Source organism: Halosolutus amylolyticus, from assembly GCF_023566055.1.
GTDB classification, from domain to species: Archaea; Halobacteriota; Halobacteria; order Halobacteriales; family Natrialbaceae; genus Halosolutus; species Halosolutus amylolyticus.
The window spans coordinates 335,155-355,119 of sequence record NZ_JALIQP010000004.1 but is presented as its reverse complement, the minus strand read 5'-3'; the positions used below and the strand labels follow the sequence as shown (position 1 = coordinate 355,119).

General features: G+C 62.8%; 17 protein-coding genes. 7 read left to right on the top strand and 10 right to left on the bottom strand.

Annotated elements, in window-relative coordinates; genetic code table 11:
* Window positions 1-5 precede the first annotated feature (5 nt).
* The 4 genes from MUN73_RS17060 to MUN73_RS17045 form a co-directional block, all read right to left on the bottom strand.
* On the bottom strand, window positions 6-1,373 hold the full coding sequence (locus MUN73_RS17060) for an ABC transporter substrate-binding protein (RefSeq protein ID WP_250141716.1): 1,368 nt from the start codon (window positions 1,371-1,373) through the stop codon (window positions 6-8).
* Between the two features lie 131 nt (window positions 1,374-1,504).
* Window positions 1,505-2,413, bottom strand: a complete 909-nt coding sequence (locus MUN73_RS17055; RefSeq protein ID WP_250141715.1) for an RNA-guided pseudouridylation complex pseudouridine synthase subunit Cbf5 — start codon at window positions 2,411-2,413, stop codon at window positions 1,505-1,507.
* Window positions 2,413-2,991: a (d)CMP kinase gene (gene cmk / locus MUN73_RS17050; protein ID WP_250141714.1), complete on the bottom strand. Its 579-nt coding sequence runs from the start codon at window positions 2,989-2,991 to the stop codon at window positions 2,413-2,415. The genes MUN73_RS17055 and cmk overlap by 1 nt, the downstream gene beginning before the upstream one ends.
* Before the next feature lie 143 nt (window positions 2,992-3,134).
* Window positions 3,135-4,079 carry a DUF106 domain-containing protein gene (locus tag MUN73_RS17045; RefSeq protein WP_250141713.1) on the bottom strand — a complete coding sequence of 315 codons (945 nt, stop codon included), beginning with the start codon at window positions 4,077-4,079 and terminating at the stop codon, window positions 3,135-3,137.
* Window positions 4,080-4,232: 153 nt separating this feature from the next.
* Here MUN73_RS17045 and MUN73_RS17040 point away from each other — a divergent pair, with 153 nt between their 5' ends.
* Window positions 4,233-6,644: a vWA domain-containing protein gene (locus MUN73_RS17040; protein WP_250141712.1), complete on the top strand. Its 2,412-nt coding sequence runs from the start codon at window positions 4,233-4,235 to the stop codon at window positions 6,642-6,644.
* A 267-nt stretch (window positions 6,645-6,911) separates the two neighbouring features.
* Here MUN73_RS17040 and MUN73_RS17035 read toward each other — a convergent pair whose 3' ends face one another.
* Entirely contained in the window at window positions 6,912-7,175 is a 264-nt protein-coding gene (locus MUN73_RS17035) for a hypothetical protein (protein WP_250141711.1), read from the bottom strand.
* On the opposite strand from MUN73_RS17035, the gene MUN73_RS17030 reads away from it, so the two are divergent.
* Both MUN73_RS17030 and MUN73_RS17025 read left to right on the top strand, forming a co-directional pair.
* Window positions 7,062-8,465: a DUF7289 family protein gene (locus MUN73_RS17030; RefSeq protein WP_425492735.1), complete on the top strand. Its 1,404-nt coding sequence runs from the start codon at window positions 7,062-7,064 to the stop codon at window positions 8,463-8,465. The genes MUN73_RS17035 and MUN73_RS17030 overlap by 114 nt on opposite strands.
* Before the next feature lie 292 nt (window positions 8,466-8,757).
* A complete protein-coding gene (locus MUN73_RS17025; RefSeq protein ID WP_250141709.1) occupies window positions 8,758-10,251 on the top strand; it encodes a DUF7289 family protein in 1,494 nt (497 codons plus the stop codon).
* A 9-nt stretch (window positions 10,252-10,260) separates the two neighbouring features.
* On the opposite strand, the gene MUN73_RS17020 is transcribed toward MUN73_RS17025, so the two are convergent.
* The gene (locus MUN73_RS17020; RefSeq protein ID WP_250141708.1) at window positions 10,261-10,896 is read right to left on the bottom strand and encodes an adenylate kinase; all 636 of its coding nucleotides are present in this window, start codon (window positions 10,894-10,896) and stop codon (window positions 10,261-10,263) included.
* A 59-nt stretch (window positions 10,897-10,955) separates the two neighbouring features.
* Here MUN73_RS17020 and MUN73_RS17015 point away from each other — a divergent pair, with 59 nt between their 5' ends.
* A complete protein-coding gene (locus MUN73_RS17015) occupies window positions 10,956-11,381 on the top strand; it encodes a DUF7975 family protein (RefSeq protein ID WP_250141707.1) in 426 nt (141 codons plus the stop codon).
* Between the two features lie 45 nt (window positions 11,382-11,426).
* Here MUN73_RS17015 and MUN73_RS17010 read toward each other — a convergent pair whose 3' ends face one another.
* Window positions 11,427-11,717 (bottom strand): amphi-Trp domain-containing protein, encoded by a 291-nt coding sequence (locus MUN73_RS17010; RefSeq protein ID WP_250141706.1) that lies wholly within the window; start codon window positions 11,715-11,717, stop codon window positions 11,427-11,429.
* Window positions 11,718-12,189: 472 nt separating this feature from the next.
* On the opposite strand from MUN73_RS17010, the gene coxB reads away from it, so the two are divergent.
* Window positions 12,190-13,014, top strand: coding sequence for a cytochrome c oxidase subunit II (gene coxB / locus MUN73_RS17005; RefSeq protein WP_250141705.1), 825 nt, complete (start codon window positions 12,190-12,192; stop codon window positions 13,012-13,014).
* Window positions 13,014-15,470: a cbb3-type cytochrome c oxidase subunit I gene (locus tag MUN73_RS17000; RefSeq protein WP_250141704.1), complete on the top strand. Its 2,457-nt coding sequence runs from the start codon at window positions 13,014-13,016 to the stop codon at window positions 15,468-15,470. Before coxB ends, MUN73_RS17000 begins: the two co-directional genes overlap by 1 nt.
* A gap of 319 nt (window positions 15,471-15,789) precedes the next feature.
* Here the strand turns inward: MUN73_RS17000 and MUN73_RS16995 are convergent, their stop codons facing one another.
* The 3 genes from MUN73_RS16995 to MUN73_RS16985 form a co-directional block, all read right to left on the bottom strand.
* A complete protein-coding gene (locus MUN73_RS16995; protein WP_250141703.1) occupies window positions 15,790-17,460 on the bottom strand; it encodes a S8 family serine peptidase in 1,671 nt (556 codons plus the stop codon).
* 234 nt (window positions 17,461-17,694) lie between these two features.
* Entirely contained in the window at window positions 17,695-18,018 is a 324-nt protein-coding gene (locus MUN73_RS16990) for a DUF7410 domain-containing protein (protein ID WP_250141702.1), read from the bottom strand.
* Between the two features lie 147 nt (window positions 18,019-18,165).
* On the bottom strand, window positions 18,166-19,581 hold the full coding sequence (locus MUN73_RS16985) for a hypothetical protein (protein WP_250141701.1): 1,416 nt from the start codon (window positions 19,579-19,581) through the stop codon (window positions 18,166-18,168).
* Between the two features lie 103 nt (window positions 19,582-19,684).
* Here MUN73_RS16985 and MUN73_RS16980 point away from each other — a divergent pair, with 103 nt between their 5' ends.
* Complete coding sequence (locus MUN73_RS16980) at window positions 19,685-19,951, top strand: cytochrome C oxidase subunit IV family protein (RefSeq protein ID WP_250141700.1); 267 nt, start codon at window positions 19,685-19,687, stop codon at window positions 19,949-19,951.
* Window positions 19,952-19,965: the final 14 nt, after the last annotated feature.

Genomic DNA, 19,965 nt, shown 5'->3' with positions numbered 1-19,965 from the left:
AGGTATCAGAGGCTACAACCGACGTCGTCTTCCGGCACCATCGCGTCCTCGGCCGACACGTACTGGACCGGTTCACCGGGCATGATGTTCGCCTCCCAGGTGTCGGCCCACTCGTCGCTCGTCGGCACCGGGTACGCGATCGCCATCTCCGAGGCCGCCTGGTTGTTCGCCTCCCGGAACTCGTACCCGTTCTCCCCTTTCGGCGTGTCCGTGACGGTCATTCCCGTCATCGCGTCGACGAGGTCGTCGGTGGCCGTCGACCCGGACTCGTCGATCGCCTGGGCGAGCGCCGAGGCGAGGGTGAACGTCCCCGAGTGGAAGAGATCCGGAACCTGGTCGTAGGCGTCGATCGTCATGTCGACGAACGCGTCGTTGATCGGGTTGTCGAACTGGTTCCAGTGATACCGCGTCGTGAACGGGCCGAGTCCGGCGTCTTCGATATCCTCGGCGGTGAAGTCCTCGCCGAGGGCCTGTTGCATCGCCCCGCCGAGGGCGCTGATGGTCAGCATCTCCGCGAACCCGCCGAAGATTTCGACGTCGTAGTCCATCGCGGTGGGGATGAACGACGGCAGCGTCACGGCCGTATAGACGCCGGCAACGGCGTCGGCACCGTTGGCGACGGCCTCGTCCAGGAGCCCCTCGAACTCGGCGTACCCCGCCTCGGTGTACCGGGGCTCTTGCAGTTCGATGTGGTCGTACTCCTCGAACACCGCGGTGTAGTTCTCGACGCCACCGCGGCCGAACGAGTTGTCCGATCCGAACATCGCGACGTTCTCGACGTCCATCTCCTCGGCGACGTACGTCGCGCCCGATCGAGCGTCCATCGCGGTGTGCTCGCTCGCACGGAAGACCCGCTCGTGACAGTACTCGTCGGACGTGGTGATGTCCCCGTCAGCGGCCGGCCCACAGAGGTACAGCACGTCCGACTGCGAGACGACGGTGTCGATCACGCGGCGCGCGCTGTCCGAGGACGTGCCGCCGAACAGCACGTCGACCTCGTCGTCGACCACCAGGTCCTGCGCGACGCTCTGTGCGGTGTCCGGATCGAACGCCGTGTCCTCGACGATGATTTCGTACGTCGGCCCCGCCTCGGGGTCGACGGTGTACTCGCCGACGTCGAGGCCGTCGATCGGATCGATGTCGTCGTACTTGTACGCCAGCCCACCGTAGAACCCCTGCAAGGACGTCTGGCCGTAGTACTGGAGGTCGGCCGAGGTCGGCTGGAACGCGCCGATCCGGATCGTTTCGTCGTCCGGGTCGCCGTCGTCGTCGCTACTGTCCTCCGTGACACAACCCGCGAGTGCCGCGGTTCCAACTGCGGCGAGGCCACCTGATCGCTCGAGTACCGTTCGACGAGTGATGTTCTGTCCCATACTAACTACTAAAGTATCATTATATGTCCAAAGAACGTGAGGTTAACAGGTAAACATGCTGTGAGATAGTCCCAACTCGAGCCCAGTGTGACGAGGGTGGCCCGGCAAGAGCGTGCGGCGATCGGGACGGGTCAGACCAGCACCCGCTCGAGGTCGACCACAGTTCCGCTCTCGTCGGCGGGATCGCCGACCAGGTCGCCGAGACAGACCGCCGCGCCGTCGGGCGTGTAACAGGCCACGAGGTCGCCGCGATCGGCCCGCTCCTCGACGTCGAGCACGCCGGGGGCGTAGACGGGCGCACCCGTGGCGACCTCGCGAGCGGCACTTTCGGCGATCACGATCGAGGGGATCGGTTCGAGGATGCGTTCGGCGGGCGAGACGACCTCCCGAAGCGGTTCGGGATCGTCGTCCTCGACCCAGAAGGCGAGCGCGTCGAGGAACTCGGCCGCCGTGTGGAGGTCGGTGTCGTCGAACGGTTCCGTCATCGTCCGTCGCAGGTGGCCCATGTGGCCACCGGTCCCGAGCGCCAGTCCGAGGTCGTGACAGAGTTTGCGGACGTAGGTCCCGCTCTCACACCGGATTCGCAGGAGAACCTGGCGATCGCCGGTCTCGAGCACGTCGATATCGTAAATCTCGCGCACGCGCAAGCGACGCGCGACCGCGCTCTTGCGCGGCGGCTTCTGGTAGATCGGGGCCTCGAACGCCGCGATGACGGATTCGGCGTCGGCCGGCACGGGGCCGTGACACTCGAGCACTGCAACGTACTCCTTCGCCCCCTCGAGGAAGACCTGCGCGAGCCGCGTCGCGTCGCCGAGCATGACCGGGAGACAGCCGGTGACCTTCGGGTCGAGCGTCCCGGCGTGGGCCGCCTGGTCGATCGTCGCGTCGACGTCGCGTTCGGCGAGGGTGTCGGCGACGGCGTCCCGGAGCCAGCCGCTCACCTGGTGAGAGGAGGGACCGGGCGGTTTGTCGAGGTTGACGACGCCGAAGGTGAGCAGTTCCGCGGGCGATCGCTCCTCGGGTGGGCCACGCAACGTCATCAGAACTGGTAGTCGACGCCGGTCACGGGTGCTTTCCCCTCGTCACCGGCGGCCTCGTACTCTCCGACGGCCGTGACGAGCATGTCGAGCACCGCGTCCGGCTCCCAGCGAGCCGTATTGATCGAGAGATCGTAGATCGTCAGGTCCCTGATGTCGATGCCGTAGTACTCCTGGTATCGCTGGGCCTCGCTCGCCTCCCGCGCTTTCGTCTCCTCGGTCGCGCGCGCAGGATCCTTTTCCTCGCGTTCGGCGATCCGCTCGCCGCGGACGTTCGCCGGCGCGTCGAGCCAGAACCGGAAGTCGGCGTGCTCGCCCGCCAGCCAGCCGGCGAGTCGCGACTCGAGCACCAGGTCCTCCTCCTCGATCGCGATCTCGCGCAGTCGGAGATCGAGGTCCCGATCGATCTCGTCGTTCTCCTCGGCGAGTTTGTTGAACTCGAGCGGCGTGTAGCCGCGTTCGTCGGCCAGTTCGCGGAAGATGTCGCCGCCGCTGACGTGGTCGAGATCGAAGGCGTCGGCGAGCAACTCCGCGGTCGTGCTCTTCCCGCTTCCCGGCGGGCCGGAGACGGTGAGTAACATATTCCTGCTCCGATGCGGTGGGTAAAATGGGTTTTGATCGGGTGACGTTTCCCTCGGCGAGTCGCCGCGAACGGCCGCGGGCGAGGACAGGTCGAGCGAACGGCGACGATCGCGGGATTCCGAGTCGCCGGCGTCCGTAGGCGCTACGCCCCGGTCGGCGACATGTCGATGTTCAGCGATTTGCGCAACAGCTGGGTAAAGCCCATCGAACAGAGGAAGTACCAGACGATCCACGCCTGCATCGGACCGACCAGCCCGGACCGCCAGGTCGTCTCGCCGACGATCGGCATGACGACCGTCGAGTTACCGACCCCGCCGACGTTGATTTTCCAGTACATCCAGAGGAACAGCGGGATGGTAAACAGCATGATCCAGACCATCGGCCGGAACTGCTCTTTGAACATCCCGAGGTTCTCCGCCATCGCCTCCATCTGCTCTTCGCGTGCTTTCTCGAGTTCGCTTTCGAGGCGTTCGATCTCGGCGTCGCTCGCGCCGCGCTCTTCGGCCTCCTCTTTGCGTTCCTTGATATCGCTTTGCTTGTCCTGCATCGCCTTCATGCGCTCCTGGTACTTGCCGATGACCTCGGGGTTCATCAGGTTCGCCTGGAGCAACGTCGAGTACAGGCCCGTCAGCAACGCGACGGAGAGAATAACGGCGTAAAACGGTAGCGCCGTATCCAGCGGTCCGAGCACCAGATCGATCGTACTCCCGACCGTGTCCCGGACGGACTCGAGCCAGTAGCCGACCATCAGCAGCACCGAGCCCAGGGCGGCGGTCTTGTCCCACTGCGACCAGCTCGTGTCTTCGTCGACCTCGACGTCGGGAACGCCGGCACCGCCGTCGCCGTCGCCGTCGAGCGCCTCGTCGAAGGCCTCGCGATCGGCGATCTCGAATCCCTCGTCCCCGTCGACCAGTACTCCCTTCTCGATCAGGCGGCCCCACTGACCGCTCGTCAGGTCGTCGCGGACGTCGGCCCACTCGACCTCACCGCCGTTTTCGTCGGCCTCATCGCGGATGGCCTCCAGGGCCGCTGCCATCGAGGAATCCTCGCTGACGAGGGCGTTGATCTTCTCGGCTGTACGCGTCATCTAGTCGATGGCTAGGCTCGTCCGATATACAAGTGTTTTTCTTCGGCGGGCCAGGCTCGACCGTCCCGACGTCCTCGTCGAACGCCAGTTGCTAAAAGTGTGACGAGTTCGGATAAATTTTTGTGTTTCAAATATCTATATCTTAGTCATTCAATGGGGAGGATAGAGATCCAGCCGTCCGGTCACGATCGCGGGTTCAGTCCACAGGTGGGGCTCGTACTGTTGTTCGGCATGGTCTTCGTCGGGATCGCGTTGATCGCAATTACGGGCATGGTGGCGCTCGACTCGGTCGAATCGCAGGCGTCGGCCGAGCAAAGCGAACAGTTGATGCATCAGTTCGATCACGATCTGCGGACGGCGCTGGTGGACAGCGACTCGAGCGGGTCAGTGTATCTCGAGGAGGACGGTGAGTACGAACTATCGAACAACAGCACGATCACGATCAGCGTCTCCAACGGGTACAGCGAGCCGAAAACGCTGGACGACATCACGATGGGGACGCTCCGGTACGAGGACAGCGCAGGCAACCGATTCGGTCACCAGGCCGGCGGCATCTGGCGCGAAGGGGACAGCGGAACGACGCTCGTCTCGAAGCCGGACATCCGGTACTACACCGAAACGAACGACGACGGCGAACCGGTCGGACGAATCGACCTCTCGGTGACGAACCTCCAGGGCACTACCGGGAGCGGCGAACACACCGTCACCAACCGGCCGGTGGAGGACTCGGCGAACGTCAGCGACGTGATCGACGAAGTCGGCTTCGTCGACGAGATCGAACTGACGGTCGAGAACACGCGTTACCACGACGCCTGGTACGACTTCCTGCAGGAGGAGTTCGACGCAGTCGACTGCGACGAGAACCCTGCCCCTGACGAGAACGAGGTCTGTCACGATCCGGCAACCGAGTCCGTTACCGTCGTGGCGACGATCGACAGCGACAACGCGTTCGCGGATCACGTCGGGATCGATCCGGTGGTGTACGGCGGCCTCCACACGGAGGGGGTCGATGGCGACCACGACGTCACCACGAACGTGACGGCCTACGATCGCAACGGCGATCCCAATATCAGCGACGACCTGTTCGTCGTCGACGACGACCTCTCGCTCGGCGACGACGCCGATATCAGTGGCATTCCCGTTATCAACGACGAACTCACCAGGGTGGACGACGATGCGAACCCGATCGTCTCGCAGATCGCGTACGCTGCGGACCTCGAACAGGGCGATACCCCCAGTGGATACGAGTATATCAACACGACCGAGGACGGTGAGACGGCGGTCTACTGGCTGAGCGACGAGGAAGAGGTGCTCGTCGCGAATATGTCGGACCCGTTCGAGTCGGTCGACGCGATCGACGACGAACTCGACGCGGCGGTCGGGGATCTCGAGTACCTCGAGAGCAACGGTGACGCCGAGGACGTCGAGTCTCAGAGCAACATCGACGCCGGGTTATACTACGGAGACGAACTGACCGATCTCGACGCGATCGATACCAGCGGCGGCGACGTCCACGCCGGCGTCAACGGAACAGTAGAGCTATCGGACCTCGAAATCGACGGAAACGATTCCGCGTACATCTACGCCAACGACGACGTCACGATCGACGGCAACGTGACGATCGAGGACGGCGATCGGGCCAATGCGCTCTGGATCTATGCAGGAAGCGATGCCAAGGTCACGATCGAGGACGAAGACGAAGTCAACTTCGACGGCGTGATCTACGCTCCCGGGAGTGAACTCGAAGTCGGCGATAACGTCGAAATCACCGGTGCGGCCATCGGCGGCGAAACCACCTTCGACGGAGACGTCGACGTCCAGTTCGATCGATCGCTCCGGACGGCGGTTCCGATCCCCGAGGCAAACAGGGAGATCGAACTCGTCGAGGAACGCTCCCGCAACGCGCTGGACGTGACGTTCGTCCTGGATCGATCGGGATCGATGGAGTGGAACGATCCCCACCACGAACGCGTCGACGCGACAACGGACTTCATCGGGATGCTAAACGAATCGGATGGCGATCGTGCCGGCGTTTATGAGTTTGCAGCGCCCGATCTCTTGGGCCCGACGCAAACCTTGCACGAACTAAGTAGCGATCTTGTCAGCGTTGAGGACAACGTAACCGCAAACGAATACGGAGGAACAAACATCGCTTCGGGAATGGAACTCGCACTGGACGATTACCGAGACAAATCCGACGAGGGCAACGATCGCGTCATGATCCTCCTGAGCGACGGGAAAAACAGTCATCCCAGCTACGACGCCAAAACCAGGAATCTGGCAAAACACGATGCCAACGATCTCGACGTGACGATCTACACGATCGGGCTCGGGTTCGACGATCTCGACGAAGAACTCCTCGAGTACGTGGCTGACGAGACCGGTGGCGAAAACGTCAACGTCGACAACGCTGACGAACTCGACGACGTCTTCGAAGACATCGCGGAAGACGTAACTGCGGACTCCGACGTCAGTTTCGACGTCGGATCGGCACCCGATTCCTCGAACACGTCGAGCGACTACGTGATCGACATCGACGAACAGAACGTCGTGATCGAGGACTGATACGGTCTGGTGTACCGAGTTACCGGTGGAACCGCAGGACGATCGCGGTTACACCGGCACTGATTTAGAGTAGTCCGGATGAATCGGCGATCGACACGGCTCTCTCGAACGATAGTTCGCGGCGTGTCCCGGTTTGCTTCCCCCACGGTCCCGCTTGCGCGGCAACCGGTTTCAGCGGTCGGACAAACTATGTCACTCGTAGCAACTGTTTACGGGACGAACCGGTTGCCGTCCCCCAATTATCTCGATCCGGAGCCGAAATATAAACTATCCTGAATTGTTTGATAGGTCGACCGTCTTAATAGGGATAGTATCTGTGAGGCGGGTATGGAGTCCCGTTGCAAGGGCGACGACACCGGTTCGGCGACACCCGATCGGGGGCAGGCAGCACTGCTGGGGATCGTGTTGTTGATCGGGATGGTCGCGGTCGTCAGTGTCGGGATCTTTCTCGTCGGGGGCGAGGCGATCACCAGTGCGGAACAGCAATCCGAGAAAGAGCGCGTCGAACAGGGATTCGTCGAATTGAGCCATCAGATGGCGACGACGACGGCCACGAACGAAAACGTCTCTCGTTCGATGGACCTGGACGTCGGGGACAGTGGCGCCATCGTGATGACCAACACCGGGAACATCCACATCCGGGGCGACGACTTCGACGAAAACATCTCGATCGGTGCGATCGAGTACGAGGCGGAAGACGGAACCAAAATTGCGTATCAGGCGGGCGGCGTCTTCCGCGAGACGATGGACCAGACGCAGGTCAAATCGGCACCGCCAATCCACTACGAGGACCAGACGCTCTCGTTCCCGGTCGTCGAAGTCGATGAGGAGGGAGAACTCGGCTCCGGCGACGTCACCCTTCGCCGGACGGACACCGAGCGGATCAACAGTCCGAACACGATCGAAAGCGAGACGGTCAAGATCAACGTGACGAGCCAGTACTACATCGGCTGGAAGCAGTACTTCGAGCAGGCAGTCGGAGACGAAGGCGATCCGATCCGGGAGTACGGCAAACTGAACGAGACCCACGGCTACGTCGAAGTCGAACTCGGCCGTATCGATGTCGAGGCCGTATTCGAGAACGCCGTGGTCTCCGAAACGGAACCGAAGGAACCGAGCAACAAAAACGCTGGCATCGAGGGTGACGTCGTGTACGGCGAGGACGTCTCTATCGAACCGATCGACGAAAAGATCGAAGCGACGATTGACGAGGCGGCAGCGAACTACGACAAACTTCCCGAGGACGAATCGGAGCTCTCCGCGGGGAAATACTACGTGGACGGCGACCTCGATACGGACAAATACGATATGCAGACGATCAACGTGTCGAATGGAAACGTGACAATCGTCGTCAACGGATCAATCGACGTAACCGAAGACGTCTGGGTCAATGGATGGGAAGACGACGGAAACGAGGTGCAGATATACACCAATGGCGATCTGGATTTGGACAGTCACCTGTATGTAGCCGAATCTGCTTACAAGCCAGGAGTCGGTAACGAACCAGAGACGGATAATATCAATTCCAGATACCTGCAAGTGTACGGAACATCGGACTTCAAAATGACGCTGAGTGATAACGATTACTACGAGGGGATTGTTTATGCCCCGGGCGGATCGGTGGAATCCATCGGAGGGACTGCAGACATCTATGGCTCGGTCGTCGTCTCGGACGTGGACATCAGCGGTGGGAACAGTAAGATCTGGCACGACGACAGTCTCGACGACTCTTTCGAACCGAGAATGGAAGACGGCGGTCACCTCCCACCCCGGATTACGTACCTCAACGTGGTGAAGTACGGGCTCGAAATCGACAACTGAGGCGGTTCGCGACGGAATTGGCGTCTCGCACTCGAGGCGTGATCTCGTGTTCGGCTTTTCGTTCGTCGTCACTCTTCAGTAGTCGTTCCCACCAGCCGATCGAGAGGCCGGCTCGCGGACGGAACGCGTTCCGGTATCTCACCGGACGAAAAGTCGGGTTGAATGTCCAACCAGTTATCCAGATTCCACTTCCCCGATATGTAATAATCTTCCCATTCGCTATATAAATAAACTGTTCAAAACTACGTGATCGATCGACTGTATTATGATAGTAACTATCACGTTGGAGTGTATGAGCAGGGATCGACGAGGAGCGGGATCCGCCGATCGGGGCCAGTCGGCGATGATCGGGATCGTCCTGTTGGTCGGGATGGTCGCGGTTACCAGTGCTGCCCTCTTTCTCGTGGCGGGCGACGTGCTGACGAGCACGGAAGCCCAGACGGAAGAAGAGCGAGTCGAACAGGTGTTCGTCGAACTGAGCCAGAAGATGGGTTCGGCGTGGACCGACAACGACGTGAGTCACTCGATGGATCTCGATGCCGGTGAACGCGGGGCGGTCGCAAGAGCGGAAACCGGGTGGATCAACGTCTCCTCGGAGGGGTTCGACGAACCGATAAACGAGACGGTCGGCACGATCGAGTGGGAGGGAGACGGCGGAAGCACGATCGCCTACGAGGCCGGGGCCGTGTTCAGCGAGACGGGTAACGAGACTCGCGTCGTCTCCGTTCCGCCGATGTACTACGATGCGACGACCGAAACACTCACTTTGCCGGTGACGACCGTCAGCGGCGACTCGGAACTCGACTCGGGCGACATCTCGTTCAATCACGACGGGACGACGGTGTACGCGGACTCGAACGTCGTCGAAGACGCCGATATCCGGATCACGATCAAGAGCGAGTACTACCGCGGCTGGGAACGCTTCTTCACGCGCGAAGCGGGCGACACTATCGTCCGTGACATCGATCACGAGAATCGAACGGTTTCGATTAGAGTCGGCTATCTCGACATCGACGACGCCTTCGACTCGGGTGTGACGCTCTCGGAACCGGCCGGCGAACAGGGGAACGTCGATTTCGGCGAGGAAGAGGTCCGGAACGATCGGATGCCGGAACTCGACGACGTGATCGAAGCGATGCTCGAAGAGATGAAGAACGGCGAGTACTCGGACGACGTCGAGGAGGTCGATTCGATCGATGGCAACGAAACCTACACGAACGGGACCTACCTCGCTGACGAGGTACTCCTCGAGGATACCACAGACGTAACGTTCGATCTCGAAGACGGAAACGCGACGCTCATGGTCGACGGCGACGTCGAACTCGCCCATCCCCAGTCCAGCCTGTCCGTCGAGAACGCAACGGGGACGAACCACTCGCTGAAAATTTACGTCACGGGGAATCTCAGTTCCTCTGGCGATATGGGTGGCACCTCGGCGACGTACACGGAAGTGTACGGCACGTCCGAGACGGCCGTGGCGTTCGACGGTGGCTCGTTTACCGGGACGATCTACGCCCCCAGTGACGACTGGACTGGAACCAATCCGCTCGGTGGGAAAGGCAAGTGTAGCGACGAACAGGTCTGTCTCCTTTCGAATCCCGATTTGACGGGGTCGGTCGTCGCATCATCGGCCCACTTCCAGGGTGGGTGGGGAAGTATCGACTTTACGCACGACGAGGATCTCGCAGACGAACCGGTCGAGCTCTATCCGGACGAGTACGACCTGCCGCCACAGCTAACCTACCTCAACGTCGCCCACCACGAGATCGACGTCAAAAACAGCTAACGGCGGAGCTTACGCCGCGTCCTCGATCGTCGCCTTCACGTCTTCCCAGACCTCGTCGGGCGCCTGCTCGCCGTCCACGCGCTCCAGATCGCCCTGTTCCTCGTAGTGTTCGATGACGGGTTCGGTGTTCTCGCGGTACACGCGCAGGCGCTCTTTGACGGTCTCTTCGGTGTCGTCGTCCCGCTGTTCCAGTCGCGCTTCGACCTCGGGGTCCTCGGGCGGGTTGTACTCGACGTGGTAGATGTCGCCCGTCTCGGGGTCCATCCGGCGCCCCGTGAGTCGGTGGACGAGTTCTTCCTCGCTCACGTCGAGGTAGAGAACGACGTCCAGATCGGTCATGTCGTCGAGTTCCTCGGCCTGCTCTAAGTTCCGCGGATAGCCGTCCAGGACGAAGCCGTCCGCCTGCGAGAGCGCCTCGTCGACGATCGCGTTGACGACCGCGTCGGGGACCAGTTCGCCCTGGTCCATGTACTCGCGTGGGGTGTCGTACTCCGTGTCCATGTCGGAGATGTCCATGTCCTTGTTCGCGCGGAGCGCGTCGCCGGTGGTGACGTGATCGACGCCGAACTCCTCGGTGATCTTCTGGCTCTGTGTCCCTTTGCCCGCCCCGGGTGCACCCAGGATGAGGATTCGTGGCTGTGCCATATGCGCTCGTTCAGCGCCACCGCATAAAGGCTTAAAGAATTGGTCACATCCGTACGGGTATGACCAGATTCGACGCGGCCGACCCGACCGACCGACGGAAACTGTACGTCGACGCGATCACGGCCCACCGCGATCGAGGGAGCGGTTTTCTCACGCTGGAAGTCGACGACGAACTGTTCGCCGGGGAGACGGACGACGCCGGCGCTGGCCCCGATCCCGACCTCGGCGTCCCCTGGATCCAGTTCGGCGACGGGACGATCAACCTCGACTGCACGGACGACGAACTCGAGGAACTGAAGTCGCTTCTCGGTGAGTACCCGGCGTTCAAGATCGACGATCTCCACCGACCCGAGGAGGCCGCGGGGGTCAACGCCCGGATCAGCGCCAAGGCCGACCCGAACCGGATCGCCCAGTTCATCGACGCCGCGTTCCAGCGGGTGTACGATCTGCCCCCCGAGTTCCGGATCTGGGTCGTCGAACTCTGATACGGATCGTTGTAACGAATCACAACAGACCGTATGACGCGCCGACTACTCGATCGTCAGTTCGCCCGATCCGTCGTCCTGGCCGTCCCCGCCCTCGTCCCATTCGAGTTCGAACTCGACGCTCAACTCGCCGGGACCGCCGGTACTCGGGGTCTCGCGTTCGGCCTTGATCTCGAACGTCGGTCGATCGGGTGGGGACATCGTCACCGACTCCCCGCCCGCGTCGAGAGTCAGATCGCCCCCCTCGTCGAGTTTGTCCGCGACTGTCCGCAGGTAGTCGGCGATCTCTGCCGTTGCCATCGACCGTTCGAATTTGAAGAGTACTTCTTCCGGCATACCGGAACAAAGGGTCTCCAGGGTATAGAACCTGGCGCCGAATCGAGCGATACCGTCGACGGGCAGGCGCTACTCACTGATCGACCGGTACTGAGGATCCGATCGGACGGTAGTCAGGAATTGTCGTGGGTTCTGGGAGGTGCCCGCGCAATCTGCCGTCGTAACCGTCGATGTTAGCAAGTGGTTGAGCGGCGAACGTGTTCGGAAGCGGAGCAGCGGGCGGCGGTAATCCGGAATTGACCGCGACTCGGCGACGAGACGAACGACAGACAAAAGACCTGCCGGTCCAACGCGTTTGTGATGAACCGAGTCGGAACCGCTGATCGCCGGTCGATCGTTTCCGAACCCGGATCGATCGTTCCCGGACCCGATCGGCGATACCCGCCATACGACGGCCACCGACGGGCCGCTTTCCAAATAGATAAGTGCTCTCGGGAAACAACCTCCGACATATAAGAGGTCTTCAAAAGAGGTGAATACGATCTTCAACGCAGTTACGACTCCGATACAGGCCCAGACGCGCGTCGACGTGTTCCAGGAGATTTTCCTCGTCTTCCTCGGACTCGGGACGCTCGTCGGCGTCATCGTCGTCGCGTATACCCTGTACAACGCGTACAAGTACCGCGATACAGGCTCGGCGAGCGACGAGGACGTGCCGACACTCGGAGAGTTACCGACTGGTGGAAAGGGCGGCAAGAAACTGTTCCTCTCGTTCGGCCTGAGTGCCATCATCGTCATTTCGCTGGTCATCTGGACGTACGGCATGCTACTGTACGTCGAGGATGGTCCAGGCGAAGGACCCGGCGAGGACGCGGTCGAGATTGATGTGACCGGGGAAGGGTTCGCGTGGTTCTTCGAGTACGAGAACGGCGCTGAGTCGATCAGTACGATGAACGTGCCGGCGAACACGCCGATCTGGATCACGACGACCGGCGGTGACGTGTGGCACACGTTCGGCATACCCGAGTTAAAGGTCAAATCCGACGCCATCCCCGGCGAGGAGGACCAGACCTGGTTCATGGCAGACGAGCCGGGCGAGACGTACGAGATCAAGTGCTTCGAACTCTGTGGCGACGGTCACACCCAGATGACCGGTCAGGTCAACGTCATGGAAGAAGAGGAGTTCGACCAGTGGCTCGAAGAGGAAGTCTCCGAAGACGACGAGGACGGCGACGAAGAGAACGGCGGTGAAAACGGAGGCGACGAAGACGGTGACGAAGAGAACGGCAACGAGACCGAAACTGGAAATGAAACGACCAACGACGACGCTGACAACGAGAGTGGAGGTGAGAACTGATGAGTGATCTTCCACCGATGACGTCCGTCAAGCGGTGGCTCGTGACGACGAATCACAAGGACGTCGGTCTCCTCTATCTCTCGACGGCCCTGTTCTTCCTCGTCTTCGGCGGCGTCATGGCGCTCGTGTTCCGCGCACACCTGTGGGAAGCGGGCGGCATCGACCTGCTGACGAACCGCGAGTACAACCAGGCCGTGTCGACACACGGCCTCCTGATGGTCTTCTGGTTCCTCTCACCGATCGCGACCGGGTTCGCGAACTACTTCGTCCCGCTCCAGATCGGGGCGAAAGACCTCGCGTTCCCCCGGCTGAACGCCCTGAGTTACTGGTTCTACCTCTTCTCGGGCTTGCTGTTCGGGGTCTCGTTCTTCCAGGGCGGGACCTGGGCCGGCGGCTGGACGATGTACGCGCCGCTGAACGTGCCGACGTACACGCCGGCGATGGAGGCGATGACCGGCGGCACCGCGGCGGTTCTCGCGCTGACGCTGTTCGTCATGTCGATCACGGTCGGGACGGTCAACTTCCTCGTGACGATCCACCGATCGCGCGCGGAGGGCCTCGGCCTGTGGAACCTCCCGATGTTCACCTGGTCGTGGCTGCTGACCGTCTGGATGATGCTGTTCGCGTTCGCGGCACTGCTCGCCGCGTTGCTGTTGCTCTCGATCGACCGCGTCTTCCTCACGCAGTACTTCGCGACCGACCAGGGGTCGAGCCTGCTGTGGGCGCACCTGTTCTGGTTCTTCGGTCACCCAGAGGTGTACATCGTCTTCTTCCCCGCACTGGGGATCATGTTCGAGACGTTCCAGACCTTCTGTGGTCGACGTCTCGTCGGTCGGAAGTGGGTCATCATCGCGATGGTCCTCGTGGCCGTCCAGTCGTTCCTCGTCTGGATGCACCACATGTTCCTGACGACGATCAACCTCGAGATCAAGACCCTGTTCATGGCGACGACGATCGGGATCTCGCTCCCGTTCGACCTGATGGTCTTCGCGCTGATCTACACGATGGTCAAGGGTCGGGTTCGGTTCACGACCCCGTTCCTCTTTAGCCTCGGCGCACTCGTCCTGTTCATCCTGGGCGGGATCACCGGGGTCTTCCTGGGTGCCGTCGTGCTCGACTACGAGTTCCGTGGCACCTACTGGGTCGTGGCTCACTTCCACTACGTGATGGTCTCGGGCGTCACCGCGCTCGTCGGTGGCCTCTACTACTGGTGGCCGAAGATTTCCGGGAAGATGTACTCCGAGGCGCTGGGGAAACTCAACTTCGCGGTCTACTTCATCGGGTTCAACCTGCTGTACTTCCCGCAGTTCCTCGCGTGGGAGACGCCCCGCCGCGTCTTCCACTACGGTGAGGGAGTGCAGATTTACCACCAGCTGTCGACGGTCGGGGCGTTCGTCTTCGGCGCGTCGTTCCTGATCATGTTCGCGACGTTCGCCCACAGCTGGCTCCGGGGGCCGAAAGCGCCCGACAACCCGTGGGAGTTCTCGCGAACTGCCGAATGGGCGATCCCCTCGCCGCCGCCGCTCGAGAACTGGCACGATCGGCCGAGCTACGCGAGCGGTCGACTCGAGTTCGTCGACGACTCGCAGGCCGCCACGGACGGTGGCGTCGCGACGGCCGAGACGGAACTCCACGAGGAGGAACACGCTGACCACGCCAGCATCTGGCCCCTCGGAATCGGGCTCGGGATGGGCGTGTTCTTCCTCGGCCTGAGCGGTATGACCCCGTACATGGCCCAGTTCGCCGCCGCACGCGGTGCAGAGGGAATCACGGACATGGGCGAGCCCAACGTGATCTATCCGATTATTCTGGTCGCGGGACTTGCCATCCTGGCGGTCACCCTCTTTAACTTCGGCAAAGAGGAGTTCAACGTTCCCGAGATGGCCGTCGCCGAACGCTGGCCGTTCGGCGGCGTCGGAAACACCAAGTTCGGCATCTGGGTCTTCCTGGCGTCGGACGTCGTCGTCTTCGGTGCCGCGATCGGTGCGTACATCTTCGCGCGCCTCCACGCGGGCTGGGGTACCTGGGAGCCCGTGCCGCCGTCGACGGAGGCCGGGCTGATCAACACGTACATCCTGTTGACCTCCAGCTTCACGGTCATCCTCGCGCTGGTGATGGCCGAACGCAAGAATCGGAAGGGGCTGCTCGGGACGATGGTCGCGACGCTCCTGCTCGGCCTGACGTTCCTCGGTGTGAAGGCCTGGGAGTGGTCACAGGAGTTCGCCCACGGCATCTACTGGTTCACGGAGCTGAAGTACTCGCTGTACTTCGTGACCACCGGGATGCACGCGCTCCACGTGATCCTCGGACTGCTGGTCGCCGGCTTCATGATATTCCGGATCGTGTCCATCGACGCGTATCTCGAGGATCACCGGCCAGTCGAGTACTTCGGGCTCTACTGGCACTTCGTCGACATCGTGTGGGTGTTCCTGTTCCCGCTGTTCTACCTGATGTAGCGGGGACCCCGCTCTTCTGGCTTCGTGACGGACTGCGATTTCGACTGCACCGCTGTTCTCGACGCACGTTTTCACTGCGAGCCGATCGACCGGGGTCCTGACCCAGTCGATCCGGATCTACAGCGCCGGCCGAGGCGCTCGCCATAACGAGAATCGGATCGCCGGCTCCCCCGCCGGCCTCGCGATCGACGACGTCGAACCGATAGTAGCCACTGAACGTCGATGCACACTCGGTCGCAGGACAACGATGTGATCGACGCGGAAATCGTTTCAGTGGTTACTATAAATCGGCGGTCGATCGAACGGGCTCGAAGCGTCGTTACCGGTTCCGGGCCCGTGCGAGGGCGAGTGTGACGAGGAATGCGACGAAACCAATCGCCGCGACGAGGACGATCGGTCCGGCCGTGTTCGGACCGGTGCCGTTCGGTTCACTCGGGTGGTCCGCGTCGCTTCGCTCGCCGAGCGGTACCGGGTCGGTTCCACCCCGGGCCTCGACCAGCGCGTCCGTCGCATCCCTGGCGTCGACGACCCCGAGTCCGTACCGTGTCTCCGGATCGACGGTAGTTTCGAGGTCACTCGCCACCGCGGGGATCGAAGCGGAGTCGGTCAGTGCAGACTCGATCTCGGCGAGGGTCGCCCCGGGTTCGACCGACAGGAGCAGGGCGACCGTGCCGGTGACGTGCGGCGTCGCCATCGACGTACCCGGCAGGCGCGCGTACTCGCCACCGGGAACGGCGCTCGTGACCGCCACACCGGGCGCGACGACGTCGGGGGCGACGTAGGTAGCCGGCCACGTGGCCGGTGTGACCGCCCAGTCGGACCGATCGATCCGTTCGCCACCGGAGAACGCGGGGACCGTCCCGTCGGGCGCAACTGCCCCAACGGCGAGCGTTTCGTCGACGTTCCCTGGCGAACTGGACGTGCCGTGGCCATCGTTGCCGATCGCACCGACGACGATCGTCCCGCTGTCGCGGGCGTTCTGCACCGGCTCGATGAAGGCGGGGTGTTTCCCCGCCGTCCCCAGACTCATGCTGGCGACGTCGGCGTCGTTCGCCACCGCCCACTCCATGCCGGCGACGACCTGTGCGAACGAGCCGCCGGTATCGGGCAGGACGAGTCCGTGAAGCAGGTCGACTCCGGGTGCGACGCCGATCCGGGTTCCGCTCGCGTTCCCGCCAGCGACGGTGCCGCTCACGTGGGTTCCGTGGGAATCGGAATCGTACGGCGTCGAACCCGGAACGCGGACGCCCGTTTCGTCGAACTCGGCCCACCCACCCGGATAGGTCGGGTCCGACGGGTCCTCGGTGTAGAGGTCGATGTCGGGGTGGGTGGCGTCGACGCCCGTATCGAGGACTGCGACGCGAACGCCCTCGCCCCGGGTCTCGTACGTCTCCCAGACGGCGGGCACGTTCAGATAGTCGAGTCCCCACGTTCGCCCGGTGGTCGTCCCGGACCCGGGTCCGCCGGCCGGACTCGCGTTCGTCGCCGACTGCCGTTCCGGGATCGACACCGCGAAGTTCTCGTGGACGCGTTCGACGGCGTCGAGAGCCGCGATCGGTTCGAGATCGGCACGGTCGGTATCGACCGTGAGCACGACCGCGTTGGTGAGCCAGAGTTCCTCCTCGACAGTGACCCCGGCGGTCGTTTCTGCGTGTGCCAGCAGCGGACCCTGGGTCTCGTTCGCGTGACTCTCGAGTTTCGATTCGGCCTCGGATCCAGACAACGACGCCGGAATGTCGGGGTCCTCGAGCCGAACGACGACCTCGATCGATCCGTCGTCCGACAGGCCCTCGTCGACGACGCCGCCCGTCCCATCGCCGGTCTGGATCGACGCGTCGGTACTGGGACCGGCAGCGTCGTCGATCGCAACGCCGCCAGCGATCGGGAGTCCCGCGAGCGCCGTTGCCAGCAGGAGCGAGACCACGAGGACGACACGACCCCGGTTTCGAGAGTCGGGGAGAGGATCAGATAGCGGGGCACGCGCGGTCATGGTACGTACACTGGTGAGTCACGAAGTTAAGAGATTCCGTACTGGAAACCAGTTCCGTACTGGAAACCAGTTTCGGCGATCGGCTGACCGGTCGGGTCACGGCAGTCACGTCCCGGCGGGGCTACGCGGTCGAACGGACGGAAGTTCTGTCGGGGCGCGACTCGGCAGTCGTCGGGTATCGGACCGGACACACCCAATCGATCGAACCGATCGCCGACGTCGCTATTCGTACCGTCAGCCGGCCCACACGAGCGCGTAGATGAACGTGAACATGAAGTACAGCATGAAGACGCTCACGGCCGCCTTGACGTGGAAGGTGAACAGATCGTACTGCTCGTCGTCGCGGGCCTCGTCGAACAGTTCCCGTTCCGAGTCGGAGCACGCCTCGGCGTGGGCGCTCCCGACGTGGAAGGTCAGGTACCGTTCCGATCGGAAGGGGCGATCGCAGTAGGGACAGGTGTGTTCGGGCGTCTCGTCCGTCGGGACGTCGTACTCGACGTCGGTCACCCGATCGACCGCGGCCACCGATTCGACGTCAGTGACCTGTGACGCGTTCATTGCCAGTAGCAGTTCCTTGTCGCCTTCCGGTCAAGTGTGTACCGGTGTCGGATCGGATACGGTCTCATCCATCGAGTCGAACGGGGTCCCGGCGTCGAGTCGGATGGGATCCCGACTACCAGGAGACCAGTCCGAGTCGTCGACCGCTCACGCAGCCACGAACGGTGGGCTCATCGTCGGCAAGGAGACGAGATAGAGACTGACCATCGTGAAGAAGATCATCACGACGATGAAAGGGTACTGGCTGCGGATCGCTTGCAGTTTGCCCGGGAAGAGTTCGAACGCGATCGTGTGCGAGACCCAGACTGCGAGGATGTGCCCGATCAGGATGCCGGCGATCTCGACGTAGCCGAACCACGACGCGAGCCGGTACTGGGTCGGGTTCGCGGGGGGTGAAAGCGGTGCCGCGAGCGTCTCCAGTAGCGACGGCCACAGGGTGATCGCGAACCCGGCGTAGTGGGCGAAGTGATAGCCGGCCGCGATCGCCAGCAACGCCGGCGCGAACCGGAGCGCGAGATAGCGCGTCGAGATGTACGTCTCGGCGCGATCGCGCGTCCGCTCGGCCGCGAGCCAGTAGACCTTCCAGAACAGCCAGAAGCCGGCGAGCAGGAGGGCGAGGTAGACGAACGCCGGCGGGAGTCCGAGGCCGACGAGGAACTCGATCGTCGCCACGCCGGGAGCGGTGACGATGAAGCCGCTGTAGGTCAGTTCCCAGACGAGCACGAGGACGAACGCGATTGCCGAGACGTCGGTGACCACGTCGTCGTCGCCGAGACGCGCCCCCGGGAACCGCACCGCGAGGCCGTCGTCGGTCCGCTGGACCGGGGCGACGGCCCCGTACATACGGAACCACGTCGAGAGGGGATCGCCGCCGCGGTCGAACCACGTCGCCGGCGAGAACGCGACGGCACCGCCGATCGTGAACGCGGAGTAGCCGAGCACCGCGAGGAGCAACGCCCCCGGCGAGGAACTCAGCGGGGCGACGATCTCGAGCCAGACGAGCGCGAGGAGCGCGACCACTGCGGGCCACGACCCCAGTCGTCGGGGGTATTCCTCGGCGACGAACCCGTGGGGGAGCACCTCGGCGATCCGTCGCCACGGGTTCAGGGCGGGCCATGGGTTTCCGACGACGTAGGCGATCGTCGTCAGCAGTGCGCGACCCCCGACGAACGTCAGGAGCACCGCCGCGCTGGCGAAGCCGGCGACGTCGGGGCCGAGTCCGGCGACGACGATCACGAGCGCCAGCCCGAACAGCCCGAGGGTGCCGAGCAGGAGCGAGCCAGCGGCGACGACCTGCTCGGTCCCGAGTCCGACAGCTCGGTCGTGGTAGTCGTCGATGACTGCCCGATCGGTGACGAGCATCGTCATGAGGGCTGACGCGCCGATGACGCCGCCGCCGGTCGCGAGGTAGAGCCACGTCGGAATGGTGACGTCACCGCTCTCCTGAGAGAGGCCAGCGGCGACGTTACTCGCGGCGACGACGCCGACGGACACCGTGAGCGTCGCGAGACCGATCAGGAGCGCGATCGCGGTCCGGCGACCGAGAACCGACCGTCCACTCATTGTCCGATGGTTCGTCCGTGGCCCCATCTACGTGTCGTTTTCGTCGGCCCGGACTCGATCGCATGAGGAAGCTATAAGTGGCCGTCAGTCTGATAGCGTACCAATGGCTGGCCTTCGCACGTACGCACTCATCTACGTCGCACTGGTGGTGTTGGCTACGGGGAAGTTCGTCTTCTTCGAACTCGACCAGATCTTCACGTATCAGATGGCGATCGCCGGGACGGTCGTCCTCGCCATCATCAAGTCGGGCCTGATCGCGGGCTACTACCAGCACCTCATCGAGGAGCCCCGTTCGATCACCTACCTGATGGCGACGGCCCTGTTCATGGTCTTCCTGCTGACGCTCGCGGCGGGCTACTCCATCCAGTAATCGGCACCCGGTAA

What these genes read in the sequence shown, in the direction of transcription:
- MUN73_RS17060 (WP_250141716.1), bottom strand. Translation starts at nt 1,373, where the DNA reads ATGGGACAGAACATCACTCGTCGAACGGTACTCGAGCGATCAGGTGGC.
- MUN73_RS17055 (WP_250141715.1), bottom strand. Translation starts at nt 2,413, where the DNA reads ATGACGTTGCGTGGCCCACCCGAGGAGCGATCGCCCGCGGAACTGCTC.
- cmk (WP_250141714.1), bottom strand. Translation starts at nt 2,991, where the DNA reads ATGTTACTCACCGTCTCCGGCCCGCCGGGAAGCGGGAAGAGCACGACC.
- MUN73_RS17045 (WP_250141713.1), bottom strand. Translation starts at nt 4,079, where the DNA reads ATGACGCGTACAGCCGAGAAGATCAACGCCCTCGTCAGCGAGGATTCC.
- MUN73_RS17040 (WP_250141712.1), top strand. Translation starts at nt 4,233, where the DNA reads ATGGGGAGGATAGAGATCCAGCCGTCCGGTCACGATCGCGGGTTCAGT.
- MUN73_RS17030 (WP_425492735.1), top strand. Translation starts at nt 7,062, where the DNA reads ATGGTCGCGGTCGTCAGTGTCGGGATCTTTCTCGTCGGGGGCGAGGCG.
- MUN73_RS17035 (WP_250141711.1), bottom strand. Translation starts at nt 7,175, where the DNA reads ATGGCTCAATTCGACGAATCCCTGTTCGACGCGCTCTTTCTCGGATTG.
- MUN73_RS17025 (WP_250141709.1), top strand. Translation starts at nt 8,758, where the DNA reads ATGAGCAGGGATCGACGAGGAGCGGGATCCGCCGATCGGGGCCAGTCG.
- MUN73_RS17020 (WP_250141708.1), bottom strand. Translation starts at nt 10,896, where the DNA reads ATGGCACAGCCACGAATCCTCATCCTGGGTGCACCCGGGGCGGGCAAA.
- MUN73_RS17015 (WP_250141707.1), top strand. Translation starts at nt 10,956, where the DNA reads ATGACCAGATTCGACGCGGCCGACCCGACCGACCGACGGAAACTGTAC.
- MUN73_RS17010 (WP_250141706.1), bottom strand. Translation starts at nt 11,717, where the DNA reads ATGCCGGAAGAAGTACTCTTCAAATTCGAACGGTCGATGGCAACGGCA.
- MUN73_RS17000 (WP_250141704.1), top strand. Translation starts at nt 13,014, where the DNA reads ATGAGTGATCTTCCACCGATGACGTCCGTCAAGCGGTGGCTCGTGACG.
- MUN73_RS16995 (WP_250141703.1), bottom strand. Translation starts at nt 17,460, where the DNA reads ATGACCGCGCGTGCCCCGCTATCTGATCCTCTCCCCGACTCTCGAAAC.
- MUN73_RS16990 (WP_250141702.1), bottom strand. Translation starts at nt 18,018, where the DNA reads ATGAACGCGTCACAGGTCACTGACGTCGAATCGGTGGCCGCGGTCGAT.
- MUN73_RS16985 (WP_250141701.1), bottom strand. Translation starts at nt 19,581, where the DNA reads ATGAGTGGACGGTCGGTTCTCGGTCGCCGGACCGCGATCGCGCTCCTG.
- MUN73_RS16980 (WP_250141700.1), top strand. Translation starts at nt 19,685, where the DNA reads ATGGCTGGCCTTCGCACGTACGCACTCATCTACGTCGCACTGGTGGTG.